The organism is Brachybacterium sp. HMSC06H03, from assembly GCF_001807385.1.
Classification (GTDB): Bacteria; Actinomycetota; Actinomycetes; order Actinomycetales; family Dermabacteraceae; genus Brachybacterium; species Brachybacterium conglomeratum.
The window spans coordinates 1-9,872 of the sequence record NZ_KV788804.1; the positions used below are offsets into that span (position 1 = coordinate 1).

Here is a 9,872-nt window from a genome sequence, read left to right on the forward strand (position 1 = left end):
GGCCGGAGCCGTCGGCGAGGCCGCCTGCTCCCCGGACCCCGCCGCTGCCCCGCTCCAGGTGCCGAGCCCGTACGGGTTCGCGATCCGCGGGCGCGGAGCACCGCCGCTCATCGCAGCCCGCCCCCGCTGCGCGGGACCGCCTCGCCGAGCGTCACGTCGACCACGTGGATCTCGCCGTCGAGGGAGGCGGGGATGTCGGTGTCGTTCGCGGTCGTGATCAGCACCTGCGAGGCGTCGGTGACGATCCGGCCGAGCCGCTCGCGGCGGTGCACGTCCAGCTCGCTGAAGACGTCGTCGAGGATCAGGATCGGCTCGCCGTCGCCGAGGGCGCCCTCCTCGAGACGCAGCAAATCGTAGCTGGCCAGGCGCAGCGCGAGCGCGAGGGACCAGGACTCGCCGTGGCTCGCGTAGCCCTTCGCGGGGAAGTCGTGCAGGCGGATCTCGAGGTCGTCGCGGTGCGGGCCGGTGAGGTTCGTGCCGCGGTCGATCTCCTCGTCGTGGCGCGCCGCGACCAGGGCGAGCAGGGCGTCGTGGATCTCGCGGGTGCCGGGCAGCTCGCCGGGCGCGGAGCCGAGCTCGTCGAGCACGTCGGAGCGGTAGCGGACGTCCGCCGGGGAGGCGACCTCGCCGCGCTGGTCAGGGGGCAGGTCGAGCGCCTGCTCGGCCCCCTCGTCGGTCGAGACCCGCAGGTAGGAGTACCCCAGGTGCGGGCGCAGACGGTTCACGAGGTGGAGCCGGGCACGCAGCAGCTCGGCGCCGTGACGGGCGAGCTGCTGGTCCCAGACCTCGAGCGTGGAGGCCGCGGACTCGGCCGGGTCCAGCCCGCCGACGCTGCGCCCCGAGCCGCCCCGCCGCATCGAGCGCATCTGCTTGAGCAGGTTGCCGCGCTGCTTGAGGACCCGGTCGTAGTCGGCCTTGATCGACGCGAAACGGGGCGCGATCTCGAACAGGAGCTCGTCGAGGAAGCGGCGCCTGCCCTCCGGATCGGCCTTGACCAGCCCCAGGTCCTCCGGGGCGAAGAGCACCGCCCGCACCTCGCCGAGCAGGTCGCGCAGCCGCGAGACGTTCTGCCCCTGGAGCCGGGCGCGGTTCGCCTTACCGGGGGTGATCTCGAGGTCGATCTGCAGGGGCCGGCCGGCGCGTTCGAAGCTCGCACGGACGATCGCGGTGGACTCGCCGCGGTGCACGAGCGCCGCGTCGTGGGGGACGCGGTGGCTCGAGAGCGTCGCGAGGTACCACAGCGCCTCGACGATGTTGGTCTTGCCCTGCCCGTTCGGGCCCACCATCACGGTGATGCCGGGACGGACGGGCAGGCTCAGCTGCCGGTAGGAGCGGAAGTCGGTGAGTTCGAGGGCGGTCAGGTGCACGGAGGGAGCTCTCCCTCCCTCAGATCCGCATCGGCATGATGAGGTACCGGTAGGAGTTGTCGGGCTCGCCCTCGAGCGAGTCCTGCCCGGTCATCACCGAGGGCTTGATCGAGTCGGTGAAGGTCAGGCGGGCGAACTCGCTGCCGAGCGCGCCGAGGCCGTCGAGCAGGAAGCCCGAGTTGAAGCCGACGACGAGATCCTCGCCCTCGAGCTGCGCCTCCAGCACCTCGCTGGCCTGAGCGTCGTCGCCGGCGCCGGCCTCGAGCGCGACCTGGCCCTCGGAGAAGGACAGACGCACGGGGGTGTTCCGCTCGGCGACCAGGGAGACGCGCTTGACCGCGTCGATCAGCGCGCCGGTGGAGACGACGGCGGTGATCGCGGTGGTCTCGGGGAACAGTCGTCGCACCGGCGGGTAATCGCCGTCGACGAGGGTGGAGGTGGTGCGGCGGCCGCCAGCCTCGAAGCCGATCAGGTTCGCGGAGTCCTCGTCGGACAGCGCGATCTCGACGCCGCCGCCGCTCGCGAGCGAGCGGGCGACCTCGTGGAGGGTGCGGCCACGAACCAGGGCGGTGAGCTCGGCGCCGGGCGACGAGGGGTTCCAGGTCAGCTCGCGCAGCGCCAGGCGGTAGCGGTCGGTGGCCATCAGGGTCATGGTCTCGCCGCTGATCTCGACCTTCACGCCGGTCAGCAGCGGGAGGGTGTCGTCCTTCGAGGCCGCGACGGTGACCTGCGAGATCGCCTCGGAGAACACGTCGGCCGCGACGGTGCCGGCGACCGGGGGCATGGTGGGCAGCTGCGGGTACTCCTCGACCGGGAGGGTCGCGAGCGCGAAGCGGGCGCTGCCGCAGCGGACCTGGAGCTTCGTGCCCTCGAGCGCGACGGTGACGTCCTTGTTCGGCAGGGCGCGGACGATGTCCGAGAGCATGCGCCCCTGGACCAGCACCTCGCCCGGCTGCTCGATCTCCGCCTCGAGACGGATCTGGGCGCTGACCTCGTAGTCGAAGGTCGAGAGCTGCAGCTCGCCGCCCGCATCGGCGACGATGCGCACGCCCTGCAGGATCGGCATCGCCGGACGGACAGGGAGGGTGCGGGTGGCCCAGGAGACGGCGTCGCCGAGGACGCCGCGGTCGAGGTGGAACTTCACCGTTGCCACTCCTTCTCAGTGGTCGAAAGCCTGATCGTGATCGAACGGTGGACAGCGTATCGGTTCCCGGAGCCCTCCGACGACACACCGCCGCAGATCCTTGACTTCCGCCCCTGCTCTTCCGTGCTCCTCGGCCGCTGCCGCCGACCCCCGCCCTCCACATCCACGACGAGCAAGAAACTACAGACCTCATCATCACGGCTGTGGATCTCGTGGATAACCGACATCTCAGCAGGTCACAGTCGACACTGGCGACGTGGACGACTCGTCGACAATCACAGGAAGCTCGTGCACGGCCTGTGCACGGATCGCCGCCGCCGTCAGATTCCTGTCATTCCTCCGTGCACATCGGCTCCTGCGCAGATGCTCGTCTTTCCACACTGTCCACAGAGTTATCCACAATTGGGGAGAACGTCGGCCTGACCTGGGATGACATTTTCCGGCGCGCTCACGCGGTCGGCTGCGTCACTGCCGTGTCGTTCCCGCATCACTGCCGGGCCGAGGAGCTCGAGCTCTTGATCCTCGCCGTGAGCTCCGTGACCTGGTTGAAGATCGCCCGACGCTCCTTCATCAGCTCGCTGATCTTCTTGTTCGCGTGCATGACGGTGGTGTGGTCGCGGCCGCCGAACTCCTCGCCGATGCGGATCAGCGGCATGTCCGTCAGCTCCCGGCACAGGTACATGCCGATCTGCCGCGCGGAGACCAGGCGCCGGCTGCGACCGGTGCCCACGATCTCCTCCACCGACAGCCCGAAGTAGGTCGCGGTCTGGGCGATGATCGTCGAGGCCGTGATCTGTGCGCCGTCGTCGTGGGAGAGCAGATCCTTCAGCACGGACTCGGCGAGGGTGACGTCCATCGGCTGGCGGGAGAGGGAGTGCAGCGCCTGCACGCGGATCAGCGCGCCCTCGAGCTCACGGATGTTCGTGGCGATGTGGCTGGCGATGTACTCCAGCACGTCGTGCGGCACCTCGCCGGTGTTCTCCTGGGCGACCTTCTTGCGCAGGATCGCGATGCGGGTCTCGAGATCCGGCGGCTGCACGTCCGTCATCAGGCCCATCTCGAAGCGGGAGCGCATCCGGTCCTCGAAGCCGCCGAGCTCCTTCGGCGGCAGGTCCGAGGTGATCACGATCTGCTTGTCCGAGTTGTAGAGCGTGTTGAAGGTGTGGAAGAACGCCTCCATCGTCTCCGGCGCCCGCTGCAGGAACTGGATGTCGTCGATCAGCAGGATGTCGATGTCGCGATAGCGGCGCTGGAACTCCTGCGCCTTGCCGAACTGGCCGGACTGCACCGAGTTGATGAACTCGTTGGTGAACTCCTCGGAGTTCACGTAGCGCACCACCACGTCGGGGTAGAGGCTCTGGGCGTAGTGGCCCACCGCGTGCAGCAGGTGGGTCTTCCCCAGACCGGATCCGCCGTAGATGAACAGCGGGTTGTACGCCTTCGCCGGCGTCTCCGCCACGGCCGACGCGGCCGCCTGCGCGAAGCGGTTCGAGGAGCCGATCACGAAGGTGTCGAAGGTGTACTTGCTGTTCAGGCGTGAGTCCTCGCCGAGGGTCGAGCCGCCGGCGAGGGCGGGTCGGCGCGGCGCCGGTCCCGGGGAGGGGGCGGAGACGCCGCTGAGCGCGGAGATCCCCGCGTAGGCGCTGGGATCGTCGGCCGCGGAGCCGTGGAACTCGTCCTCCCCGCGGCCGAAGCGCGAGGCGGCGGAGGCGGCCGAGTCCGAGGTGCTGCTCGAGGGCAGCGCGGGCCGGCCGGAGGCGGACTCTGACGGGAGCACGGAGCCCCGTCCACGACGGAAGGGCGGGGTGTGGACATCCCCCGTGTAGCTGTCCACATCGTTGTCCACAGGATGTGCACTGCGGGCGGTGGAGGAGGAGGTCAGCGGCGGTGCAGGGGCCTCGTCCTCGTCGTCCCCCTCCAGCAGCAGCGACTCGTCGACCGTCACGGCGAAGCGGAGGTCCTTGCCGGTGGCCTCGCTGAGGGCGGCCTTCAGGGAGCCCGCGATCCGGTTCTCGATGAGCTCCTTCGCCGAGGTGGAGGGAACGGCGAGCAGGGCGGTGTCCGCGACCAAGGCCATCAGGCGGGAGAGGGTGAGCAGGGCCATCACGCGCTGGGAGACGGTGTCGTCGCGGCGCAGGATGCTCAGCGTGCTGTCCCAGATCGCGTCGGCGTTCGCCTCCGGCATCAGGTGTCCCCCTCAGGTCTCGGGCGCGGGTCGCCACAGTTTTCCACATTATCCTCACCGCTGTGGATCGCCGATGTGGACAACAGGCCGGGGTTCCGGCTCCGACGTGACCGGGACGACCGCGACGATGTGAGCGGCGCCGCCCCGTCGGGCGCCGCCGGGCCGGAGGGGCAGGACCCGCAGGGCACGACGGGCCCTCGGGGCCGTCACGACACGCCCCCGGAAGTGAGAATCGGGCCACAACCGGCCCTCAGCGGGGCTCCTCCGTTGACCCCGTGCACCCCCGCGCCTAAAATCGTGCAGTCAGCGCTGCGCGCCGCCCGACGGCACCGTCCCGATGTGGGACACGGCAGCCGCCCCGCCCCGGCGGGTGCGCCCGGACATCCGTTCGCGCAGCAGACCACACGCCACCGCGAGGGGCACGCCCGTGCCCACGATCGAGGAGAACCATGAGCAAGCGCACGTTCCAGCCGAACAACCGCCGCCGCGCCAAGAAGCACGGCTTCCGCGCCCGCATGCGCACCCGCGCCGGCCGCAGCATCCTGAACGCCCGCCGCGCCAAGGGCCGCGCCGAGCTCTCCGCCTGAGACGACGGTGGCCAGGGCCGAGGCGTCACGTCGTCGTGTACTGGTCTAGTCGCCGGCTCCACAGCGGCGACGAGTTCCGTGCGGTCACCCGCGGTGGCGCGCGCAGCGCTCGATCCCACGTGGTCGTGCACCTGACCCTGCTCACGCAGGGGGAGGAGGCACCCCGCGTGGGATTCGTCGTGTCCAAGAAGATCGGCAACGCCGTGGTGCGCAACCGCGTCACCCGGCGCCTGCGCGAGATCGTGCGCCCGCATCTCGAGACCCTTCCCGCCGGCAGCGCGATCGTGCTGCGGGCGCTGCCGGGCATCGAGGGACAGGCCTTCGCCGAGCTCCGCGAGGACGTGGACTCGGCGCTCGCCTCCGCCTCCCGCAAGCTCGCCCGCCGCGAGGAGCGGTCGCGGTGAACGCCGGCCCGCCGGTGCGCGCGCGAGGTCGCGGGGGCGCGCTGCGGCGTCTGGGACATCTGCCGCGCCGGCTCCTGATGCTGCCGGTGCGCGGATACCAGGTGGGCATCTCGCCCTACACCCCGCCCGCCTGCCGCTACGACCCCGTCTGCTCGCAGTACGGCATGGACGCCCTGCGCACGCACGGAGCCCTGAAGGGGACGCTGCTGACCACCTGGCGGATCCTCCGATGCAATCCCCTCACCCGCGGCGGGCTCGATCCGGTCCCGGCGCCGGGCATGTGGATCAATCCACGCCGACTGCGGCACCCGGCCCCCTAGGGCCTACCCTTGTCCGAGACTCCCGACCACAGCCGGCACCTCGCATGAACGACATGCGCATCCGTGCGGCAGGAAGACCAGGCCGATGAATCCCCTGTATCCGATCGAGTGGGCCGTCGCATGGCTCATGGTGAAGTTCCATGCGGTGCTGTCGCTGTTCATGGATCCGAACTCGGGCATCACCTGGGTGCTGTCCATCGTCGGGCTCACCGCGGTGGTCCGCACCCTGATCATCCCGCTGTTCGTGCGCCAGATCCGCGCCTCGCGCGCGATGCAGATGGTCTCGCCCGAGCTGCAGGCGGTGCAGAAGAAGTACAAGGGCAAGACCGACCAGGAGTCCCGGCAGAAGATGGCCGAGGAGACCATGGCGGTCTACAGGGAGGCCGGCGCCAGCCCGTTCTCCTCCTGCCTGCCCGTGCTGCTGCAGATGCCGATCTTCTTCGGCCTGTTCCGCGTGCTCTTCAACAAGCTGCCCCAGGCCGCCGGCGGCGAGCCCTTCGGCCCGCTGACCACCGAGCTGGCGCAGAGCGCGAGCAACTCGACCATCCTCGGCAACGTCACCATCGCCGACAGCTTCCTGAACTCCGGCGACGGCGGGGTCACCACCAAGATCGTCGCCGGCATCATCATCGCGGCGATGTGCGCGGTCACCTTCTTCACTCAGAAGTCGCTGACCATGAAGAACATGCCCAAGGCCGCCCTCGAGGGCCCCATGGCCAGCACCCAGAAGATGATGCTGTACATGCTCCCGTTCATCTACGTGATCACGGGGCCGGGCATGCCGATCGGTGTGCTCATCTACTGGCTGACCACCAACGTGTGGACCTTCGTCCAGCAGTACATCGTCATCCGTGCGACCCCCACCCCCGGCTCCGACGCGGAGAAGGAGCGCCACGAGCGCATCAACGCCAAGCGCGAGCGGAAGGGTCTGGAGCCGCTGGACTTCACCCCGCCGAAGAAGGTCTCGGAGCCTGATCCCGAGCCCGAGCGGCAGATCCGCGTCCAGCCCTCCGCGAAGAACAAGGGCGGCAAGAAGCTCTCCGACGCTGAGAAGCTGCAGCGCGCCCGCGAGGCCCGCGCCAAGGCTGCCGAGGAGCGGCGCAGGGCGCAGGAGCAGTCCGGTGACTTCCCGGTGCCCTCTCCGAAGAGCTCTCCCCTGGACAAGGGCAAGAAGAAGCGGAAGAAGTGACCTCACGGCCCGGGAGCACGGTCGCTCCCGGGTCGTCCATCCCTGCATCCCCGGAGGACCCTGAATGAACGAGACCATCACCGATCCGTCGTCGGCCGACGAGACCGCCGCCGAGGAGGCGCACGAGGGCACGGACGCCCAGGCCGCCGAGGCGGCGGAGACCGCCGCCCCCGCGGAGACCGCAGGCTCCGGCGAGGCCGCCGAGCCGCAGGACGCGGGCGAGAGCGGGTCCGAGGACGAGGACGGCGCAGAGTCCGACGCAGAATCCGAGGAGGAGCGCCTGCGCCGCCTCGAGGAGGAGGGCGACATCGCCGCCGACTACCTCGAGGAGCTGCTGGACATCGCGGACCTCGACGGCGACATCGACATCGACGTGGACGGCGACCGCGCCTCCGTGGAGATCCGCGGCGCGGACCGTCTCGCGGAGCTGAACCGCCCCAAGGGCGAGCTGCTGGACGCGCTGCAGGAGCTCGCGCGCCTCGCGGTCCAGACCCGCACCGGTGCTCGGTCGCGCCTGATGCTGGACATCGGCGGCTTCCGCGCCGAGCACAAGGGCGGGCTCGAGGAGCTCGCCGCCTCCGCGATCGCCGAGGCGAAGGAGTCCGGGCAGCCGGTCCCGCTGCGGCCGATGAACCCCTTCGAGCGCAAGGTCGTCCACGACGTCGCCAAGCGCGAGGGGCTGCGCTCCGAGTCCGACGGCGATGGCAAGGGCCGTCACGTCGTGATCTACCCGGCGTCCTGAGGCCTGCCGTGACGACGCTCCCCGCATCGCTCCGACCCCTGGCCGGGCGCCTCTTCGGCGACCGGCTCGAGCTCGCCGAGCGCTTCGCCGCCCTGCTCGCCGAGGAGGGTCCCGAGCGCGGTCTGATCGGACCGCGCGAGGTGGAGCGGCTCTGGGAGCGCCACCTGCTCAACTGCGCACTGATGGCCGACGCCGTCGACCCGTCGGTCAGGACCCTGGCCGACGTCGGCTCCGGGGCCGGGCTGCCCGGCGTCGTGATCGCGATCGCCCGCCCGGAGCTGCAGGTGACCCTGATCGAGACGATGCAGCGTCGCACCACCTGGCTCGAGGAGGTCGACGCCGAGCTCGGCCTCGGCCTCGAGGTCGTCCGCGCCCGTGCCGAGGAGCTGCACGGCGAGCGTGAGTTCGAGGTGGTCACCGCCCGGGCCGTCGCGGCGCTGGAGAAGCTGGCCCGCTGGACCCTCCCCCTGGTGCAGGAGGAGGGGCTGCTGCTGGCGATGAAGGGCTCCTCGGCCGCCGACGAGATCGAGAAGGCCGAGAAGGTGCTCACGAAGCTCGGCGGGATCGACCCCACCATCACCCGGTACGGGATGGGCGAGGTCGAGGTTCCCACTACAGTGGTCCAAGTGCGTCGCCGGCCGAAGGCGAGCAGGAAGGGAGATGCGCGTGGCTGAGAAGCGCGAGGGCTCCTCCCAGGGGGCGGGGTCGATGGACGACACCCCGCTGATGCGCGAGCTCACCCGGGATCACGCCCGCCGCCGGCAGCTGGAGGAGGTCGAGTTCACCTCCCCCGAGCACACCAGGATCGTGACCATCGCGAACCAGAAGGGCGGGGTGGGGAAGACCTCCACCACCGTGAACCTCGCGGCCGCGCTGACCATGGGCGGCCTGCACGTGCTCGTGATCGACGCCGACCCGCAGGGGAACACCTCCACGGCGCTGAACATCGAGCACCATGCCGAGGTGCCCAGCATGTACGAGGTGCTGGTCGAGTCGGCGCCGCTGTCCGAGGTGGTCCAGGACGTCCCGGACATGGAGCGCCTGCAGTGCGCCCCCGCGACGATCAACCTCTCCGGCGCCGAGATCGAGCTGGTCTCGCTCGTCGCCCGCGAGAACCGGCTGCGCAACGCCATCCGCGAGCACCTCGAGGAGCGGGACGCCCACGGCCTGCCCCGCCTGGACTACGTGCTCGTCGACTGCCCGCCCTCCCTCGGCCTGCTCACGGTCAACGCGCTGGTCGCGGCCCGTGAGGTGATGATCCCGATCCAGGCCGAGTACTACGCGCTCGAGGGCCTGACGCTGCTGCTGAACAACATCGACCTGATCCGGCAGCACCTGAACCCGGATCTCGTGGTCTCCACCATCCTGCTGACCATGTACGACGCGCGCACGCGGCTCGCCGCACAGGTCGCCCAGGACGTGCGGGACCACTTCCCCGACCAGACCCTCGAGACCACGATCCCGCGATCGGTGAGGATCTCCGAGGCGCCGAGCTACGGCCAGACCGTGCTCACCTACGATCCCGGCTCCAGCGGGGCGCTCGCCTACCGGGCGGCTGCCTTCGAGCTGAACTCCCGCCCCGCTCCCTGACCTCGACCTCCCCTCACCGCGCGATGTCGCGCCCGGCACGGAGGTCACCCCCACGGTGACGACATTTCTCGGAAGGACAACGGCCATGACGCAGAAGCGAGGACTCGGCAGAGGTCTCGGCGCCCTGATCCCGGGGGCAGGCTCCTCGCCCGCCCCTGAGCAGGAGCTGCGCACGCGCACCCGTCCGCAGGAGGAGGGCGGCTCCGCCGCGTCGAGCACGCGCCCCGTGGACATGTTCTTCTCCGGCGAGAAGGTCTCCTCCGAGGACGCCCCCCTGCGGGGCGGCGCCCGTGACCTGGCGACCGGCATGGCGCGCGCCGCCGCCGAGCGACGCGGCCGCACCG

10 protein-coding genes and 1 pseudogene are annotated in these 9,872 nt (G+C 70.5%); 8 read left to right on the plus strand and 3 right to left on the minus strand.

The genetic code is table 11. The features are described from left to right. Positions 1 to 107: 107 nt before the first annotated feature. The 3 genes from recF to dnaA all read right to left on the minus strand — a co-directional run bounded on the left by recF (position 108) and on the right by dnaA (position 4,696). Positions 108 to 1,367 carry a DNA replication/repair protein RecF gene (gene recF, locus HMPREF3159_RS09080; protein ID WP_070500733.1) on the minus strand — a complete coding sequence of 420 codons (1,260 nt, stop codon included), beginning with the start codon at positions 1,365 to 1,367 and terminating at the stop codon, positions 108 to 110. A gap of 19 nt (positions 1,368 to 1,386) precedes the next feature. Further along, positions 1,387 to 2,511: a DNA polymerase III subunit beta gene (gene dnaN / locus HMPREF3159_RS09085; protein WP_070500734.1), complete on the minus strand. Its 1,125-nt coding sequence runs from the start codon at positions 2,509 to 2,511 to the stop codon at positions 1,387 to 1,389. Between the two features lie 487 nt (positions 2,512 to 2,998). Further along, positions 2,999 to 4,696, minus strand: coding sequence for a chromosomal replication initiator protein DnaA (dnaA, locus tag HMPREF3159_RS09095; protein ID WP_070500736.1), 1,698 nt, complete (start codon positions 4,694 to 4,696; stop codon positions 2,999 to 3,001). Positions 4,697 to 5,145: 449 nt separating this feature from the next. Between dnaA and rpmH the strand changes: the two genes are divergently transcribed. From rpmH to HMPREF3159_RS09135, 8 genes and pseudogenes are all read left to right on the plus strand, one after another. Continuing rightward, positions 5,146 to 5,283, plus strand: coding sequence for a 50S ribosomal protein L34 (gene rpmH / locus HMPREF3159_RS09100; RefSeq protein WP_010552021.1), 138 nt, complete (start codon positions 5,146 to 5,148; stop codon positions 5,281 to 5,283). 35 nt (positions 5,284 to 5,318) lie between these two features. Beyond that, positions 5,319 to 5,687, plus strand: a complete 369-nt coding sequence (gene rnpA, locus HMPREF3159_RS09105) for a ribonuclease P protein component (protein ID WP_070500737.1) — start codon at positions 5,319 to 5,321, stop codon at positions 5,685 to 5,687. After that, on the plus strand, positions 5,684 to 6,007 hold the full coding sequence (yidD, locus tag HMPREF3159_RS09110; protein WP_083305887.1) for a membrane protein insertion efficiency factor YidD: 324 nt from the start codon (positions 5,684 to 5,686) through the stop codon (positions 6,005 to 6,007). Before rnpA ends, yidD begins: the two co-directional genes overlap by 4 nt. Before the next feature lie 85 nt (positions 6,008 to 6,092). Next, the gene (yidC, locus tag HMPREF3159_RS09115; RefSeq protein ID WP_070500738.1) at positions 6,093 to 7,196 is read left to right on the plus strand and encodes a membrane protein insertase YidC; all 1,104 of its coding nucleotides are present in this window, start codon (positions 6,093 to 6,095) and stop codon (positions 7,194 to 7,196) included. 64 nt (positions 7,197 to 7,260) lie between these two features. Next, positions 7,261 to 7,938: a Jag family protein gene (locus HMPREF3159_RS09120; protein WP_070500739.1), complete on the plus strand. Its 678-nt coding sequence runs from the start codon at positions 7,261 to 7,263 to the stop codon at positions 7,936 to 7,938. A gap of 8 nt (positions 7,939 to 7,946) precedes the next feature. After that, a complete protein-coding gene (gene rsmG / locus HMPREF3159_RS09125; protein ID WP_070500740.1) occupies positions 7,947 to 8,612 on the plus strand; it encodes a 16S rRNA (guanine(527)-N(7))-methyltransferase RsmG in 666 nt (221 codons plus the stop codon). Continuing rightward, complete coding sequence (locus HMPREF3159_RS09130) at positions 8,599 to 9,528, plus strand: ParA family protein (protein ID WP_246821584.1); 930 nt, start codon at positions 8,599 to 8,601, stop codon at positions 9,526 to 9,528. The genes rsmG and HMPREF3159_RS09130 overlap by 14 nt, the downstream gene beginning before the upstream one ends. 85 nt (positions 9,529 to 9,613) lie before the next feature. Further along, positions 9,614 to 9,872 (plus strand): annotated as a pseudogene (locus HMPREF3159_RS09135) (chromosome partitioning protein ParB); the annotation flags it as partial.

Bases quoted from the DNA above. Each gene is read 5' to 3' on its own strand.
- dnaA (WP_070500736.1), bottom strand. From the start codon at position 4,696: ATGCCGGAGGCGAACGCCGACGCGATCTGGGACAGCACGCTGAGCATC.
- rpmH (WP_010552021.1), top strand. From the start codon at position 5,146: ATGAGCAAGCGCACGTTCCAGCCGAACAACCGCCGCCGCGCCAAGAAG.
- yidC (WP_070500738.1), top strand. From the start codon at position 6,093: ATGAATCCCCTGTATCCGATCGAGTGGGCCGTCGCATGGCTCATGGTG.
- HMPREF3159_RS09120 (WP_070500739.1), top strand. From the start codon at position 7,261: ATGAACGAGACCATCACCGATCCGTCGTCGGCCGACGAGACCGCCGCC.
- HMPREF3159_RS09130 (WP_246821584.1), top strand. From the start codon at position 8,599: ATGCGCGTGGCTGAGAAGCGCGAGGGCTCCTCCCAGGGGGCGGGGTCG.